The sequence below is a fragment of the Marinobacter sp. 3-2 genome (genome assembly GCF_003751355.1).
Classification (GTDB): domain Bacteria; phylum Pseudomonadota; class Gammaproteobacteria; order Pseudomonadales; family Oleiphilaceae; genus Marinobacter; species Marinobacter adhaerens.
The window spans coordinates 111,771-127,845 of record NZ_RJUQ01000018.1 but is presented as its reverse complement, the minus strand read 5'-3'; the positions used below and the strand labels follow the sequence as shown (position 1 = coordinate 127,845).

Here is a 16,075-nt window from a genome sequence, read left to right as displayed (position 1 = left end):
ATTTATGACGTGAAGTGGTCTATGTTTTACCGTGACCGTATGTCTTGCCCGCCCTACAGGCGGTCATCTAATTACAACGAGCAGAAAAAGGAAGAACTCACATGACACTGAAACTGAAAGCCTCCGCATTTGCTGTCGCTGCCGCAGTCAGCCTGGGTGCTGCTTCAACCTCTGTTTCCGCGCAGGAGCAGCGCTTCGTGACCATCGGCACCGGCGGTGTAACCGGTGTTTACTATCCGGCCGGCGGTGCGATCTGTCGTCTGGTGAACATGGACCGCAAAGAGCATGGAATCCGCTGTTCCGTTGAGAGTACCGGTGGTTCCGTATACAACCTGAATGCGATTCGCCAGGGCGAACTCGATCTGGCCGTAGCCCAGTCCGACTGGCAGTACCACGCGTACAACGGCACCAGCCAGTTCAAGGACGATGGCGCGAACAAGGACCTTCGGGCGGTGTTTTCCCTGCATCCGGAACCGTTCACCGTTGTTGCCAGCAAGGGCTCGGGCATCAAGACCTTTGAAGACCTGGAAGGCAAGCGGGTATCCGTTGGTAACCCGGGCTCTGGCCAGCGCGCCACCGCCGAGGTTTTGATGGATGAGATGGGCTGGACGCTGGACAAGTTCTCCCTGGCTGCCGAAATCAAGGCCGCGGAGCAGTCCCAGGCCCTGTGTGACGGTAACATTGATGCCTTCTTCTACACGGTTGGCCACCCCTCTGGTGCCATCAAGGAAGCGACCACTTCCTGTGACAGTGTCCTGGTCAACGTTGATAACGCTGCCACACAGAAGCTGATCGACGAGAACCCGTACTATCGTAAGGCAGTCATCCCTGGTGGTATGTATCGTGGCAGTGACGATGACGTTACCACCTTCGGCGTTGCGGCAACCTTCGTGTCATCCACTGATGTGCCCGATGACGTTGTCTACGCGGTTGTGAAGGCTGTTTTCGAGAACTTCGACAGCTTCAAGCGCCTGCATCCTGCGTTTGCCAACCTGAACAAGGAAGAGATGGTCTCTGATGCCCTGAGTGCGCCTCTGCACCCGGGTGCTGCCAAGTACTACAAGGAAGCTGGTCTGATCGACTGATCTGCCTGCACTCCGTCACAGCGGGCTCAAGCCCGCTGTGACGCCCTTTCAGAGATTGATTTTTACGTACGGGACTAATTTATGGCGACGAGCGATCCGGCTAACGGAGCTGGTGCTGGTGGTAGCAGTAATGTAGACCAGATCCTGCAGACTGAAACCGGGGGCAGGGCGACCAGTGGATACGCTGCGGTTATTCTCTTTATCGTTCCCCTGGTGTGGTCACTGTTTCAGCTCTGGATTGCGTCACCGCTGCCCTATATCTTCAATTTCGCAATCTTTAATTCCACGGAAGCGCGCTCAATCCATCTTGCGTTTGCTGTTTTCCTGGCGTTTTCTGCCTTCCCGATGATCAAGGGGCGGCATGTAAATATCGTCCCCATCTACGACTGGATTCTGGCGCTTGTTGCTGCTTTCTGCGCCTCATACCTCTACGTTTTTTACGAAGAGCTTTCAACGCGACCCGGCGCGCCAATCACTCAGGATTTGTGGGTTGCGCTTATCGGTCTCGTGCTTTTGCTGGAAGCAACGCGTAGGTCGCTCGGGCTCCCGCTGACTATCGTTGCTGCGGTCTTCATCACATACTCGATTGCCGGCCCCTACATGCCGGATGTGATTGCCCATAAAGGCGTGAGCCTCAGTAAACTGGCGTCTCACCAGTGGCTGGGCACCGAAGGCGTGTTTGGTGTTGCACTTGGGGTTTCCACCAGCTTCGTTTTCCTGTTTGTGCTTTTTGGTGCGTTGCTTGAGCGGGCGGGTGCCGGTAACTATTTTATAAAAGTTGCCTACGCCATGTTGGGGCATATGCGAGGTGGCCCTGCCAAAGCCGCCGTGGTCTCCAGCGGTCTGAGCGGCGTTATTTCCGGTTCGTCCATCGCGAACGTTGTCACAACCGGCACGTTCACTATTCCACTGATGAAGCGAGTCGGCTTTCCGGCGACCAAGGCCGGTGCTGTAGAAGTTGCCGCATCCACCAATGGCCAGCTCACGCCGCCCATCATGGGCGCTGCCGCCTTTCTGATGGTCGAGTACGTTGGTATCTCCTATCTGGAAGTGATCAAGCACGCGATTCTGCCGGCGATGATTTCCTACGTGGCGCTGATCTATATCGTCCATCTGGAAGCTTGCAAGCTCAACATGCAGGGCATTGAGCGCCTCAACAAGCCAACCCTTGCCCAGCGCCTGTTGAACTGGGTCGTTATCCTGATTGGCCTGAGTGTCCTGACCCTGGCGGTTTATTACGGGGTCGGCTGGACCAAGACGCTTTTCGGCGAGGCGGCGATGTGGGTATTGGCCCCGCTGCTTGTACTGATCTATGTTGGTCTGGTTGGCTACGCCACCCGATTCCCTGAGCTCGAGGAAGACGATCCGGAAAAGGACATGGGCGAATTGCCGCCTGTTGGTCCGACGGTAAAGACCGGTCTGTACTTCCTTCTCCCCGTTGTGGTGCTCGTGTGGTGCCTGACTGTTGAGCGTTTTTCACCGCAGTTGTCGGCGTTCTGGGCCACGCTGTTCATGATTTTCATTGTCGTGACACAGCGACCGTTGAAGGCCTTTTTCTACAAGCACGGTAATTTCCTCGGTGAATTCAAGGACGGTGTGTTCGATCTGGCGCACTCGCTCGCCACCGGTGCCAGGAACATGGTGGGTATCGGCGTGGCAACTGCCACCGCCGGTATCGTGGTGGGCACGGTCACCCTGACCGGTATCGGCCTGGTGATGACCGAGTTTGTCGAGTTCTTGTCGGGCGGTAACCTGCTGTTGATGCTTATCTTTACGGCAATCATCAGCCTGATATTGGGCATGGGCCTGCCAACCACTGCCAACTATATTGTTGTATCCACCCTGATGGCACCGGTAATTGTCACTCTGGGGGCCCAGAACGGCCTGATCGTGCCCCTGATCGCCGTCCATCTGTTTGTTTTCTACTTCGGCATTCTGGCGGATGACACGCCGCCCGTGGGGTTGGCGGCTTATGCCGCCGCCGCCATATCCGGAGCTGATCCCATACGAACGGGTATTCAGGGCTTTACCTACGATATCCGGACAGCGATCCTTCCGTTTATGTTCATCTTCAACACGCAGTTGTTGTTGATTGGTCTGACGGGCTGGTTCGATCTGCTGGTAACGATTTTCAGCGCGGTAACCGCCATGTTGGTCTTTTCTGCGGCCACTCAGGGCTTCTGGTTTACCAAGAGCTACAAGTGGGAATCACTGCTGTTGCTGTTGATTACCTTTACCATGTTCCGGCCGGGTTTTTGGTGGGACATGATCTACCCGCCAACAGAGGATCAGCCGGGTGCGCAGATCATGGAGTACGTCGAGGATGTGCCCGCTGACAAGCCCATTGTGCTGAAGGCATCCGGAATGACAATCGACGGCGACGAGGTGACCACTTACGTAAGGCTCGAGATTCCGGCTGGCGATTCGCCTGAGCAGCGTCTGATGGACGCGGGGCTGGAGCTCAGCCCGGATGGCGAAAAGATGGCCGTCGACTTCGTCGGGTTCGGTAGCCCTGCAGAGGATGCCGGTATCCAGTTTGGCTGGACCATCGACGCTGTGCAGGTTGACCTCGAACGCCCGCCCAAGGAGCTGATGTTCATTCCCGCGCTGGCTCTGCTTGGGCTTCTGGCGTTTGGTCAGTTGCGTCGACGGGCCCGGGAGGAGGCCGCTGGCCAGCCAGCCTGATGTCATGTCTGTGTCTGTGAAAACCCGGCATTAACCTGCCGGGTTTTTTTCTGTTAGACTTCCGCTCGAAACGGCCCGCGGTTTGTATCGCGCCGTGCCGTCACCATGTGGTCTCTGGTATAGATCACCGCTGAGTAACCAACAGGAGTCTTTCATGCCCGTCGTAACACTGCCCGATGGCAGCCACCGCAGTTTTGCCGAACCCGTAACCGTCCATGATGTTGCCGCCGACATTGGCGCCGGTCTTGCCAAGGCCGCCCTCGCCGGGAAGGTGGATGGTCAGCTTGTGGACACCAGTTATCGAATCGAGAACGATGCCGAACTGGCGATCGTTACGGAGCGTGATGAAGAGGGCGTTGATGTCATTCGCCATTCCACGGCTCACCTGATGGCTATGGCTGTCCAGGAACTGTTTCCCGGTGCCCAGGTTACCATTGGCCCGGTGATCGATAATGGCTTCTACTACGACTTCAAGTACGACCGCCCGTTTACCAACGAGGATCTGGCGCGGATCGAGAAGCGCATGGAAGAACTCTCCAAGCAGGACTTGCCGGTTTCCCGGTCTATCATGTCCCGTGATGAGGCAATCAAGCTTTTTGAAGATATGGGCGAGGAATACAAGGTCCGTATCATTCAGGATATTCCCGGTGAAGAAGACCTGTCTTTCTACAGTCAGGGCGACTTCATCGACCTGTGCCGTGGTCCCCACGTTCCGAGCACCGGCAAGCTCAAGGCCTTCAAGCTGACCAAGGTTGCCGGCGCCTACTGGCGTGGCGACACGAGCAATGAGCAGCTGCAGCGTGTCTACGGCACCGCCTGGGGCAACAAAAAGGATCTCAAGGCCTATCTGCATCGCCTCGAAGAGGCCGAGAAACGCGACCATCGTAAGGTTGGCAAGAAACTGGGCCTGTTCCATATGCAGGAAGAAGCGCCGGGTATGGTGTTCTGGCACCCGGATGGCTGGTCCCTGTATCAGGAAATTGAACAATACATGCGCCGCAAGCAGCAGGAGCATGGCTACAAGGAAATCAAGACGCCACAGGTGGTGTCGCGGAACCTGTGGGAGAAATCAGGGCACTGGGACAAGTTCAAGGACGACATGTTCACCACCGAGTCGGAAAAACACGACTACGCCATCAAGCCCATGAACTGTCCGTGCCACGTGCAGGTGTTCAACCAGGGGCTGAAAAGCTACAAGGATCTGCCGCTGAGACTGGCGGAATTCGGCTCCTGTCACCGCAACGAGGCTTCCGGAGCGCTGCACGGGTTGATGCGGGTTCGCGGGTTTACCCAGGATGACGCCCACATCTTCTGCGAAGAGGACGCTATCCAGCAGGAAGTGTCGTCATTTATCGAAATGCTCCACGAGATCTATACAGACTTTGGGTTCACTGAAATCCTGTACAAGCTTTCAACCCGCCCGGAAAAGCGGGTTGGCTCTGACGAAGTCTGGGATAAGGCAGAAGCTGCTCTGGAAGAAGCACTCAACCGTGAAGGAGTAGACTGGGAATTGCTTCCGGGTGAAGGCGCCTTCTATGGCCCGAAAATCGAGTTCTCTTTGAAAGACTGTATCGGACGGGTGTGGCAGTGTGGCACTATTCAGGTGGACTTTTCGATGCCAGGTCGTCTGGGGGCGCAGTATGTTGCCGACAACTCAGAGCGGAAGACCCCGGTTATGCTTCACCGGGCTGTATTGGGTTCCTTCGAGCGTTTCATTGGTATTCTGATCGAGGAATACGAAGGCGCTTTCCCGACCTGGCTCGCGCCGACTCAAGTGGCGATTCTCAATATTACCGATAATCAGCGTGATTATTGTCAGAATCTGGCGAAAAAGTGGGATTCTTTGGGGTATAGGGTTAATGCTGACTTGAGAAACGAGAAGATCGGCTTTAAAATCCGCGAGCATACTCTTAACAAGGTTCCCTACCTTGTCGTTGTCGGCGACAAAGAAGTCGAGAACAACGCCGTTGCGGTGAGAACCCGCAAAGGCGAAGATTTGGGAACACTATCGCTTGAAGCGTTTGAGCAACTTTTGCAGAAAGATGTTGAACGCAAAGGCAGAACCAAGACGGAGATCTGATTATTAAACAGCGAACGAATCGGGGTGGGCGTACTCCTAAAGCGCCTATCAATGAGAATATTGACGCAACTGAAGTCCGCCTGATCGATGCCGAAGGCAACCAGGTCGGAATTGTGCCAATTGAGGACGCACTGAAGCAGGCCGAAGAGGCCACCCTTGATCTGGTACAGGTTACGGATTCCGATCCGATCGTCTGTAAGATAATGGACTACGGCAAGAAGATCTTCGAAGAGAAGAAAGCGAAGGCGGCTGCCAAGAAGAAACAGAAGCAGACGCAGGTCAAAGAGCTTAAGTTCCGTCCCGGAACTGAAGAAGGGGATTATCAGGTCAAACTACGCAACCTGATACGTTTCCTTGAAAACGGGGACCGCGGCAAAATCACGATCCGTTTCCGTGGCCGTGAGATGGCACACCAGGAAATTGGTATGCAGCTCATGCAGCGTATTGAAACGGATATTGAAGAGCTTGCCCAGGTAGAGATGCGGCCGAAGATGGAAGGCCGGCAGATGACCATGGTAGTGGCGCCCCGCAAGAAGAAGTGAACCTGATCGGGTGCTTGTCCCCCGCGCATGCGGGGGATTTGTCGTTCAGGGACACATTATTGTTTATTTAAAAATAGAATGCGGAGTTTTAAAAAATGCCTAAGATGAAAACCAAAAGCGGAGCCACCAAGCGGTTCAAGAAGACCGCCACCGGCTTCAAGCACAAGCAGTCCTTCACCAGTCACATCCTGACCAAGAAGAGCCCGAAGCGTAAGCGTCAGCTGCGCGGCACCAAGCTCATCGCCAAGTCAGATGTTGCATCTATCAAGCGTATGACCGCGTGCTGATCCAGCCGCGAGAATCATTCCTTAGAAAGTAAAGGTAGAAGGATAAAAGTATGGCTCGTGTAAAACGTGGTGTGGTCGCACGCCGTCGTCACAAAAAGATTCTCAATCAGGCCAAAGGTTACTACGGCGCTCGTAGCCGGGTATTCCGTGTAGCCAAGCAAGCGGTTATCAAGGCCGGTCAGTACGCTTACCGCGACCGTCGTAACCGCAAGCGCGCTTTCCGCGCTCTGTGGATTGCCCGTATCAATGCTGGTGCCCGCGCTAACGGTCTGTCTTACAGCCGTCTGATCGCTGGTCTGAAAAAGGCTAACGTTGAAATCGATCGTAAGGTTCTGGCCGATCTGGCCATGAACGAGCAGCAGGCGTTTGCCGCTGTTGTTGAGAAGGCCAAAGCATCCCTGTGATCGCTTAGCTCTTTCATCGATTGCTGATCGATATGGGCGCCCCATGATTTCATGATGGCGCCTCCTGATAGGGGAAGGGCACGCTCTTCCCCTATTTTTGTTTTTGAAGTTACGTTTTAAGCACTTCCATTTCTGGTTTGGAGCAGGGTCAATGGAAAACCTGGAGCAACTGGTTCAGGACGGTTTGTCGGCTGTTGAGAGCGCTGACAGCCTGCAGGCACTCGATCAAATTCGTGTTGAATATCTTGGCAAGAAGGGTGTTATTACCCAGCAGGCGAAAACACTGGGCAAGCTTTCTGCTGAGGAGCGCCCTGCCGCCGGCCAGAAGATCAATGAAGCCAAAGGGCAGGTAGAGCAGGCCATCAATGCTCGCCGAAACGATCTGGAACGTGCCGCCATCGAACAGAAGCTTGCCAGCGAATCCATTGATGTGACCCTGCCGGGCCGAGGCCAGGACCTGGGCGGTTTGCACCCGGTCACCCGCACCCTGCAGCGAATCGAACATTTCTTTGCGCGCGCCGGCTACACCGTGGAACAGGGGCCCGAGATCGAAGATGACTACCACAACTTCGAAGCCCTGAATATTCCGGGCCACCATCCCGCCCGCGCCATGCACGACACGTTTTATTTCAACCCGGGCACGCTGTTGAGAACCCACACCTCACCCGTACAGATTCGTACCATGGAAGCCGGCAAGCCGCCATTCCGAATGATCTGCCCTGGACGCGTGTACCGCTGTGATTCGGATATGACTCACACCCCCATGTTCCATCAGGTGGAAGGGCTTCTGGTCGAGAAAAACGTCAGCTTTGCGGACCTTAAAAGCACTGTTGAGGAATTCCTGCGGGTGTTTTTCGAGCGGGACCTTCAGGTCCGTTTCCGGCCATCGTATTTCCCTTTCACCGAACCCTCCGCGGAAGTGGACATCGAATGGGGACGGGAAGCCGATGGCAGCATCAAGTGGCTTGAGGTTATGGGTTGCGGAATGGTGCACCCGAAAGTATTTGAATACTGCGGAATCGATGCTGAGGAATACCGTGGCTTTGCATTCGGTCTTGGTGTAGAGCGCCTGGCCATGCTTCGTTATGGCGTTAACGATCTGCGCATGTTCTTTGAGAACGACCTGCGCTTCCTGCGACAGTTCCGTTAACAGGCAAGATCAAGGCATCCAACCAAACAGGCATAACCGCATCAGGACAAGGCAATAACCATGAAATTCAGTGAACAGTGGCTGCGCGAGTGGGTTAATCCGCAAATCGATACCCAGGAATTGATGGATCAGATCACCATGGCGGGGCTGGAAGTGGACGGTTTCGAACCGGTGGCCGGTCAATTCAGTGGCGTGATCGTTGGCGAAGTCCAGTCGGTGCAGCCCCATCCGGACGCAGACAAGCTCCGGGTATGCCAGGTAAGTGATGGTTCCTCAGAGGTTCAGGTGGTCTGCGGTGCCCCGAATGTCCGCGAGGGCATGAAAGTACCTTTTGCAGTGGTTGGCGCTGTCCTGCCGGGCGATTTCAAGATCAAAAAGGCCAAGCTTCGCGGTCAGCCTTCCGAAGGAATGCTTTGCTCAGAGTCCGAGCTCGGGCTTTCTGAGAACCACGATGGCCTGATGGAGCTTCCTGCGGACGCTCCGGTGGGTAAGGACGTGGCGGATTATCTGAAGCTGAACGACGTCACTATTGATGTAGACCTGACTCCGAATCGCGCCGACTGTTTGTCTATCAAAGGCATCGCCCGGGAAGTGGGTGTTCTGAACAGCATGTTGTTCAACAGCCCCGCAATTGAGCCGGTGGAGTCTGTGCACTCTGAAGTCCCTGATATCCGGGTGGAAGCGCCGGCAGGATGCCCGAGATATCTCGGCCGTATTCTCCGAAACGTGAACCTGCAGGCGGAATCGCCATTGTGGATGCAGGAAAAACTACGTCGCTCCGGTATCCGTTCCATTGATGCCGCCGTGGACGTCACCAACTACGTCATGCTGGAACTTGGCCAGCCGATGCACGCCTTTGACCGTGATGAAATCCACGGCGGGATCGTCGTTCGAATGGCGCGCATCGGTGAAAAGCTTGTTCTGCTGGATGGCCAGGAAGTTGAGCTCACCCAGGGCACGCTGGTGATTGCGGATCACGAAAAGCCAATCGCTATTGCCGGTGTCATGGGCGGCGAGCATTCCGGTGTCAGCCCGAAAACCCGGGATCTGGTACTGGAGTCTGCCTACTTTGATCCGATTACCCTTGCGGGCAAGGCTCGTCACTATGGCCTGCACACTGACGCTTCGCACCGGTTCGAGCGCGGCGTTGACTACAAGTTGGCACGCGACGCCATGGAGCGGGCCACAAGCTTGCTGATGGATATCGTGGGCGGTGAGCCTGGCGAGATTGTCGAGGTTGCCAGCGATGAAGACATGCCCAGGGATCGGGTTGTCGACCTGCGTGCCGGCCGGCTAAACGATGTTCTGGGTATGGAAATCGACCGGACAACGGTTGAGGAAATCCTGACCCGACTTGGTCTGCGGGTCGAGAAGCTCCTGAAAAACGGTTGGCGGGTCAGTGTGCCCAGCTTCCGCCCGGACATCTCCATTGAAGAAGACCTGATTGAGGAAGTGGGGCGGATCTATGGCTACAACAATCTGCCCGTCACCGAGCCCAACGGGTCACTCGGTCTTCGCCCGGAGGAGGAAGCGGTTCGGCCAGTCTCGGCGATTCGAAACTTCTTTGTGGATCACGGCTACCAGGAAGCGGTGACCTACAGCTTTGTTGATCCGAAAGTCCAGCAGTTGGTTGATCCCGACCGTCAGGGCATTGCCCTGGCCAATCCGATTTCCTCGGATCTGTCGGTGATGCGCACCAGCCTCTGGAGTGGGCTGCTGAAGACCGTCGCCTACAACCAGAATCGTCAGCAGCCGCGTATCCGGCTGTTCGAAACCGGCCTGCGGTTCCTTCAGGAAGGCGAGCGGATTGATCAGCAACCGATGCTTGCCGGCGTCGTGGTAGGCAATCAGTTTCCTGAAAATTGGGCGAACGGTCGCAGAACAGCGGATTTCTTTGATGTAAAAGGGGATTTGGAAAGTCTGTTCCGTTTGCTGGGTATCGAGATACGTTTTGTTGGCAGCCAGCATCCTGCGCTGCATCCGGGACAGACCGCAGAGCTCATGCGTGACGGCGAGCATGTGGGCTGGCTGGGGACTCTGCATCCACAAGTTCAGAAAAATCTTGAACTTAATGGCACGATCCTGATGTTTGAGCTATTCTTGAATTCAATCGTTACCGGATATGTGCCTAATTTCAAAGAAATTTCGAAATTCCCGGAAGTTCGTCGGGATTTGGCTATTATTATCGGGAGCGAGGTAGCGTTCGCCGATGTGGAGCGTGTAGCGAGAAAGCATGCCGGTGAGCAGCTGACAGCGTTGCGTGCGTTCGATGTCTATGAAGGTGAGAGCTTGGGCGAAGGTAACCGGAGCCTGGCTCTGAGCCTGTTCTGGCAGCACCCCGAACGTACATTGAACGAGGATGAAGTGCATTCGCTCTTCAACGGTGTGATCGACGCATTGAAAGAAGAGCTGGGGGCAACACTGAGGAGTTGAGAAATGGCGGCTTTGACGAAAGCGGAAATGGCAGAGCGGTTGTACGAGGAATTGGGCCTTAACAAGCGCGAAGCCAAGGAAATGGTAGAAGCTTTTTTCGACGAGATCAGAGGCGCTCTCAGCCACAACGAGCAGGTGAAGCTTTCGGGTTTCGGTAACTTCGATCTGCGGGACAAGAAGCAGCGGCCGGGACGGAACCCGAAGACCGGCGAAGAGATTCCGATCAGTGCACGGCGAGTTGTTACGTTTCGCCCGGGACAAAAACTAAAGCAAAAAGTAGAAGCGTATGCTGGAACCCAGTCATAACAACGAACTTCCCACGATTCCCGGGAAGCGTTACTTCACCATCGGTGAGGTGGCGGAACTGTGCGCGGTAAAGGCGCACGTCCTGCGGTATTGGGAGCAGGAGTTTCCGCAGCTTTCGCCCGTAAAGCGTCGGGGTAACCGGCGCTATTATCAGCGCGCAGACGTTATCACGATCCGCCAGATTCGCAGTCTGCTTTATGATCAGGGCTATACCATCGGTGGTGCCAAGCAGAAGCTGAGCAGTCACGAGGTAAAGGACGATACTTCCCAGTATAAGCAGCTGATTCGCCAGATGATTACGGAGCTTGAGGAAGTACTTGAGGTGCTGAACGCGCCGGTCAAATAGGGCTTCCGAAAGTCATAAGAAAAACCGGGGCGGCGACGTTGCCCCGGTTTTTTTATGCCTGCAGGTTTATTGCTTCTTGCAGGTCTTGATTCCCAGAATTGAATAGGCGGGGCAGTTGCCCACTGCGGCAGTGGCCAGAGGAACGATGCCAATCCAGCCCCAGGCGGTTTGTGGGCCCACAAATACGAGCGCCAGAAGTACAATGCCAACAATGGCCCGAATGATACGGTCTGCAGATCCCATATTAATGCTCATGATCCATTCTCCTTGGTTGATTTGAGGCAGTAAGGCCACTCTAACGCCTGCTCCCGGGCTGTTCAGTGATAAAGTCACACAAGGAAAAACACTGGATAAGCTAGTCTCGTTAACTATGGAAAAACTGACGTTGCAACACAGCATTCTTGAAACATTGCCGGAATCCCTTCGGCGGGACGCTCTGAACGGACTGCAGGCGATTCAATTTGAGCATGGAAAGGTGCTCTTTAGAGCGGGAGATCCGTGTCAGGGCCTTCCACTGGTGCTCCATGGCAGTGTAAAGGTTCAGATGACAGGGCTGTCGGGGAATAGCATCGTCCTGTACCGGATGGGCGCGGATGACATTTGCACGCTCTCTATCGGGTGCCTGATGACCGGTGACGGCTTTCGCGCAGAGGCCGTGGTTGAGGAGGATGCCAAAGTGTTGATGGTGCCCAGGGGGTTGTTCGATCGGCTCATGGACCAGTCCGCCGATTTCCGGCTGGGCATAATGGAGTCTTACGGTCGCCGCCTGAATGATCTGATGCTGCTGGTGGAGGAGGTTGCGTTCAGGCGAATGGACGAACGACTTCTTCACTGGCTTGAGGCAAGAGCCGGGCACCGCGCAATCACCATCACCCACCAGGAGCTTGCCATTGAGCTCGGCACAGCGAGAGAGGTGATAAGCAGGCTGCTCAAAGAGCTTGAGCGGAAGGGCAGGTTGCGTCTCGCGCGCGGAAAAATTGAATTTACGGGTTCGTTTGCCGAGTAAGTGCCTATAACAAAAAGCCCGGACCTTTCGGCCCGGGCTTTTTGTCCGAATCTGGTCGGGACGGTAGGATTTGAACCTACGACCCCTTGCACCCCATGCAAGTGCGCTACCAAGCTGCGCTACGCCCCGATTCGCTCTTTGCCACATCGAAACTTGAGAGTATTCTCAGTGGCTTAGCGGGAGCGAAGTCTACACGAGCCCATGGAAAAAATAAACATCCGACGGCGATTTTGATCGCAATTTTTAGCGTAGCTTGGTCTCCCGAAGTTTGAGGATGAATTCCGGTGGTTCGAAGGTATCCGCCCGGGCTGATTCCCAGTACTTATCGAACACAGTCAGGTCTGTTTTTCCCTCCAGCAGGGCCCCCGGTTCTAGGAACGGGAAAAGGTCCATGTAAGAGTGAACTTCGGTTTTAGACACCCGCCGGACAACGTGTTCCGGACCAAGCTCGGATGGATGCTTGAGCCCGGAAGCCTCAAGCAGGTTTTGCAGCGCGTCCAGAGTATTCTTATGGTAGTTGTACACCCGCTGGCTCTTGAGCTCTACGTCGAGCTTGTTGCCGCGCCTGGGGTCCTGGGTGGCCACGCCGCTCGGACAGCGCCCTGTGTGGCAGCTGAGCGCCTGTATGCAGCCCAGGGAGAACATGTAGCCACGGGCCGCGTTGCACCAGTCCGCACCAAGGGCCAGGGTTCGGGCTATGTTGAAGGCCGAGGTGATCTTGCCCGCTGCGCCAATGGCGATGTCTTCCCGCAAATGGGTGCCGACCAGTGTGTTGTGAACCAGCAGAAGTGCCTCAGTCATGGGCATGCCAAGGCGGTTGATAAACTCCAGTGGAGCGGCTCCTGTGCCGCCTTCACCTCCGTCGACGACGATGAAATCAGGTTTTCGACCGGTTTCCAGCATGGCTTTGACGATGGCGAACCACTCCCAGGGGTGGCCAATGGCAAGCTTGAAGCCGACGGGCTTGCCGCCAGACAGTTCACGCAGACGGTCAATGAACTCAAGCATCTCGATGGGGGTTGAGAACGCCGAATGACTGGCGGGAGAAACGCAATCCTCACCCACCGAAACGCCCCGGGCTTCGGCGATCTCGGGAGTCACCTTGGCACCCGGCAAAATTCCGCCGTGGCCCGGTTTTGCACCCTGAGATAGTTTGAGTTCTATCATTTTGACCTGTTCAATCGTGGCGTTCTGCCGAAACATATCTTCGTTGAACGAACCGTCTTTGTGGCGACAGCCGAAGTACCCTGAGCCGATCTCCCAGACCAGATCGCCACCTGGCTGTCGGTGGTATCGGGAGATGGAGCCTTCTCCGGTGTCATGATAGAAACCGCCCATTCTGGCACCGGTATTCAGGCTCAGGATGGCGTTGGCGGAAAGCGAGCCAAAGCTCATTGCGGAAATATTGAACACACTGGCGTTGTAGGGTTTATCACAGTTCCTGCCGATCAGAATCCGGAAGTCACTGCTGTCGAGGCGGGTGGGAGCGAGTGAATGGTTCATCCACTCGAATCCCTCGTCATACATTCCGAGTTGGGAGCCAAAAGGGCGTTTGTCGAGGACATTCTTGGCTCGCTGATAGACGATCGTGCGCTGCTCCCGAGAGAAGGGGCGCTCCTCGGTGTCTGACTGGATAAAATACTGGCGGATTTCTGGCCCGACGGATTCGAGCAGGTACCGGAAGTTGGCCAGGATCGGGTAATTCCGGCTGACCGTGTGCCGTCTTTGCAGCAGGTCGTAGGTGCCAAGGGCTGCGAAGGCACCAAAGATCAGCGGAAACGCCAAACTTACGTCTGCGAACATGACCAGTCCAAAAGAGACGAAAAAGCCGATGATACTGAGCGCGTAGGCGGAATAGCGAAGCGGAAAGGTCTTGGTTTTTTCCATGGAATCCTCTGGTTGTCTCACGAAACCGGCTCGACCGGCTCACCGGATAAAGAAGAGTTTAGTCCTACGAAGCGGAGTTCTGCCGCGATTGGTCCGGACTTTGGCTGGTCCGTTGTCGATCATGGTCTATGATAAATATCAAGGCGGCGGTAATAATTGTAGTTTTGATGTTTTGAACTCAAAACATTATGATAACGCTCTTGTAATGTTTGAACTCCGATTCTGAATAAACGACTTACCAACTCAGGAGGCGCCATAACGTGGGCGAGGTAGTTAAAGACGAATATTCGACGGACTACGTGGCCGGCCAGGACAATATCACACCGTTCGGGCTGGATCTCCACGCACCGGTATTTCCGATTACGGCGATACTGGTTTTTGCGTTCGTGATAGGAACCCTGATGTTCCCAGGGGAAGCGAAGGAGCTTCTCGATGGAACAAAGTGGGACATTATCGCGACGTTTGACTGGTTTTTCCTGATCAGTGCCAATATTTTCGTGGTTGTGTGCCTGGCGTTGATCTTCCTGCCAATGGGCAAGATCCGTATAGGCGGCCAGGATTGCAAACCTGAGTTCTCTACAATTTCGTGGTTCTGCATGCTTTTCGCGGCTGGCATGGGTATTGGTCTCATGTTCTGGGCCGTTGCCGAGCCGGTGGCTTACTACACAGGATGGTATGAGACACCACTGAACGTAGAGGCGGGTACGAATGAAGCCCGCAATCTTGCGATGGGCGCGACTATGTACCACTGGGGTCTGCACCCCTGGGGCATCTATGCAATCGTAGCGCTCTCCCTGGCATTTTTTGCGTTTAACAAAAACATGCCGCTGACCATCCGCTCTGCTTTCTTCCCTCTGCTGAGAGATAAAGTGTGGGGCTGGCCTGGCCACATTATCGACGTTCTGGCGGTTGTAGCCACCATCTTTGGTCTTGCGACCTCCCTCGGTTTTGGTGCCCAGCAGGCAGCTTCCGGCCTCAATTACCTGTTTGGCATCGGCGCTGGAATCAATGTCCAGATGGCGATCATTGTCGGGGTTACAGCACTGGCGCTGATCTCAGTGCTCAGGGGCCTCGACGGTGGGGTGAAGGTCCTGAGTAACATCAACATGGGCGTTGCCGCCGTCTTGCTGTTGTTCGTTATCTTTGCCGGCCCAACTATGACCATTCTGGAGACCCTGTGGGTTACCTCTTCCAACTATGTTGGTAACGCTGTGCAGCTCAGTAACCCGTTTGGTCGTGAAGACGAAGCCTGGTTCCAGGGCTGGACTGTGTTCTACTGGGCCTGGTGGATTTCCTGGTCACCGTTCGTAGGTATGTTTATTGCCCGTGTTTCCAAGGGACGTACTGTTCGTGAATTTGTGACTGCAGTGCTGATTGTTCCGACCGTTATCACGGTTGTCTGGATGAGTGCTTTCGGTGGCGCTGCTATCGAACAGATCCAGCAGGGTGTTGGTGAGCTGGCAGAGAACGGCTTGACTGAAGTGTCTCTTGCAACCTTCCAGATGTTTGCAAATCTGCCGTTGACCGGGATCCTGTCATTCGTGGGCATTATTCTGGTGCTGGTGTTCTTCGTAACATCTTCGGATTCCGGCTCGCTGGTTATCGACAGCATCACAGCCGGCGGCAAGACCGACGCTCCGACCGCTCAGCGTGTGTTCTGGGTAGTTGCTGAGGGTGCCATTGCTGCGGCCTTGATCTTTGGGGGCGGTGAAGATGCACTTGGCGCGATTCAGGCGACAGCAATCAGTGCTGGCCTGCCCTTTACGGTGGTTCTGCTGATCATGACGTGGGGGCTTCTGAAAGGCCTCAGTCACGAGCGGCAACTCCTGATTGCCAGGGGCGAGCTCACCTAAGAGCGCTGTGA

General features: G+C 55.2%; 14 protein-coding genes and 1 tRNA gene. 12 read left to right on the top strand and 3 right to left on the bottom strand.

The features are described 5' to 3' along the window. The first annotated feature begins 101 nt into the window (after positions 1-101). The 10 genes from EDB94_RS18390 to EDB94_RS18345 all read left to right on the top strand — a co-directional run bounded on the left by EDB94_RS18390 (position 102) and on the right by EDB94_RS18345 (position 11,318). The gene (locus EDB94_RS18390) at positions 102-1,085 is read left to right on the top strand and encodes a TAXI family TRAP transporter solute-binding subunit (RefSeq protein ID WP_008170494.1); all 984 of its coding nucleotides are present in this window, start codon (positions 102-104) and stop codon (positions 1,083-1,085) included. Between the two features lie 81 nt (positions 1,086-1,166). Continuing rightward, positions 1,167-3,770, top strand: a complete 2,604-nt coding sequence (locus tag EDB94_RS18385; RefSeq protein ID WP_108019166.1) for a TRAP transporter permease — start codon at positions 1,167-1,169, stop codon at positions 3,768-3,770. 154 nt (positions 3,771-3,924) lie between these two features. Continuing rightward, positions 3,925-5,850 (top strand): threonine--tRNA ligase, encoded by a 1,926-nt coding sequence (thrS, locus tag EDB94_RS18380; protein WP_014576540.1) that lies wholly within the window; start codon positions 3,925-3,927, stop codon positions 5,848-5,850. Further along, a complete protein-coding gene (gene infC, locus EDB94_RS18375; protein ID WP_081449820.1) occupies positions 5,847-6,392 on the top strand; it encodes a translation initiation factor IF-3 in 546 nt (181 codons plus the stop codon). The genes thrS and infC overlap by 4 nt, the downstream gene beginning before the upstream one ends. A 95-nt stretch (positions 6,393-6,487) precedes the next feature. Next, the gene (gene rpmI, locus EDB94_RS18370) at positions 6,488-6,679 is read left to right on the top strand and encodes a 50S ribosomal protein L35 (protein ID WP_007151842.1); all 192 of its coding nucleotides are present in this window, start codon (positions 6,488-6,490) and stop codon (positions 6,677-6,679) included. Between the two features lie 50 nt (positions 6,680-6,729). Then, entirely contained in the window at positions 6,730-7,083 is a 354-nt protein-coding gene (rplT, locus tag EDB94_RS18365) for a 50S ribosomal protein L20 (protein ID WP_008170485.1), read from the top strand. 151 nt (positions 7,084-7,234) lie between these two features. After that, positions 7,235-8,233: a phenylalanine--tRNA ligase subunit alpha gene (gene pheS, locus EDB94_RS18360; RefSeq protein WP_014576543.1), complete on the top strand. Its 999-nt coding sequence runs from the start codon at positions 7,235-7,237 to the stop codon at positions 8,231-8,233. 60 nt (positions 8,234-8,293) lie between these two features. Continuing rightward, a complete protein-coding gene (pheT, locus tag EDB94_RS18355; RefSeq protein ID WP_014576544.1) occupies positions 8,294-10,666 on the top strand; it encodes a phenylalanine--tRNA ligase subunit beta in 2,373 nt (790 codons plus the stop codon). Positions 10,667-10,669: 3 nt separating this feature from the next. Beyond that, positions 10,670-10,972, top strand: coding sequence for an integration host factor subunit alpha (gene ihfA, locus EDB94_RS18350; protein WP_007151838.1), 303 nt, complete (start codon positions 10,670-10,672; stop codon positions 10,970-10,972). Further along, positions 10,953-11,318 carry a MerR family transcriptional regulator gene (locus tag EDB94_RS18345; RefSeq protein WP_008170477.1) on the top strand — a complete coding sequence of 122 codons (366 nt, stop codon included), beginning with the start codon at positions 10,953-10,955 and terminating at the stop codon, positions 11,316-11,318. Before ihfA ends, EDB94_RS18345 begins: the two co-directional genes overlap by 20 nt. Before the next feature lie 66 nt (positions 11,319-11,384). On the opposite strand, the gene EDB94_RS18340 is transcribed toward EDB94_RS18345, so the two are convergent. Further along, entirely contained in the window at positions 11,385-11,573 is a 189-nt protein-coding gene (locus EDB94_RS18340; protein WP_053114790.1) for a DUF2892 domain-containing protein, read from the bottom strand. Positions 11,574-11,703: 130 nt separating this feature from the next. On the opposite strand from EDB94_RS18340, the gene EDB94_RS18335 reads away from it, so the two are divergent. Beyond that, on the top strand, positions 11,704-12,324 hold the full coding sequence (locus EDB94_RS18335) for a Crp/Fnr family transcriptional regulator (protein WP_227507738.1): 621 nt from the start codon (positions 11,704-11,706) through the stop codon (positions 12,322-12,324). A 52-nt stretch (positions 12,325-12,376) separates the two neighbouring features. On the opposite strand, the gene EDB94_RS18330 is transcribed toward EDB94_RS18335, so the two are convergent. Together EDB94_RS18330 and EDB94_RS18325 are read right to left on the bottom strand one after the other, a co-directional pair. After that, a tRNA-Pro gene (locus tag EDB94_RS18330) sits at positions 12,377-12,453 on the bottom strand. A gap of 114 nt (positions 12,454-12,567) precedes the next feature. Next, entirely contained in the window at positions 12,568-14,211 is a 1,644-nt protein-coding gene (locus EDB94_RS18325; RefSeq protein WP_062785194.1) for an FMN-binding glutamate synthase family protein, read from the bottom strand. A 260-nt stretch (positions 14,212-14,471) separates the two neighbouring features. Here EDB94_RS18325 and EDB94_RS18320 point away from each other — a divergent pair, with 260 nt between their 5' ends. Then, positions 14,472-16,064 carry a BCCT family transporter gene (locus tag EDB94_RS18320; protein WP_014576596.1) on the top strand — a complete coding sequence of 531 codons (1,593 nt, stop codon included), beginning with the start codon at positions 14,472-14,474 and terminating at the stop codon, positions 16,062-16,064. Positions 16,065-16,075 lie beyond the last annotated feature (11 nt).

Excerpts from the sequence above, each read along its gene's own strand:
- EDB94_RS18390 (WP_008170494.1), top strand. The coding sequence starts at position 102 with ATGACACTGAAACTGAAAGCCTCCGCATTTGCTGTCGCTGCCGCAGTC.
- rpmI (WP_007151842.1), top strand. The coding sequence starts at position 6,488 with ATGCCTAAGATGAAAACCAAAAGCGGAGCCACCAAGCGGTTCAAGAAG.
- EDB94_RS18325 (WP_062785194.1), bottom strand. The coding sequence starts at position 14,211 with ATGGAAAAAACCAAGACCTTTCCGCTTCGCTATTCCGCCTACGCGCTC.
- rplT (WP_008170485.1), top strand. The coding sequence starts at position 6,730 with ATGGCTCGTGTAAAACGTGGTGTGGTCGCACGCCGTCGTCACAAAAAG.
- thrS (WP_014576540.1), top strand. The coding sequence starts at position 3,925 with ATGCCCGTCGTAACACTGCCCGATGGCAGCCACCGCAGTTTTGCCGAA.
- EDB94_RS18340 (WP_053114790.1), bottom strand. The coding sequence starts at position 11,573 with ATGAGCATTAATATGGGATCTGCAGACCGTATCATTCGGGCCATTGTT.
- pheT (WP_014576544.1), top strand. The coding sequence starts at position 8,294 with ATGAAATTCAGTGAACAGTGGCTGCGCGAGTGGGTTAATCCGCAAATC.
- EDB94_RS18385 (WP_108019166.1), top strand. The coding sequence starts at position 1,167 with ATGGCGACGAGCGATCCGGCTAACGGAGCTGGTGCTGGTGGTAGCAGT.
- ihfA (WP_007151838.1), top strand. The coding sequence starts at position 10,670 with ATGGCGGCTTTGACGAAAGCGGAAATGGCAGAGCGGTTGTACGAGGAA.
- pheS (WP_014576543.1), top strand. The coding sequence starts at position 7,235 with ATGGAAAACCTGGAGCAACTGGTTCAGGACGGTTTGTCGGCTGTTGAG.
- EDB94_RS18345 (WP_008170477.1), top strand. The coding sequence starts at position 10,953 with ATGCTGGAACCCAGTCATAACAACGAACTTCCCACGATTCCCGGGAAG.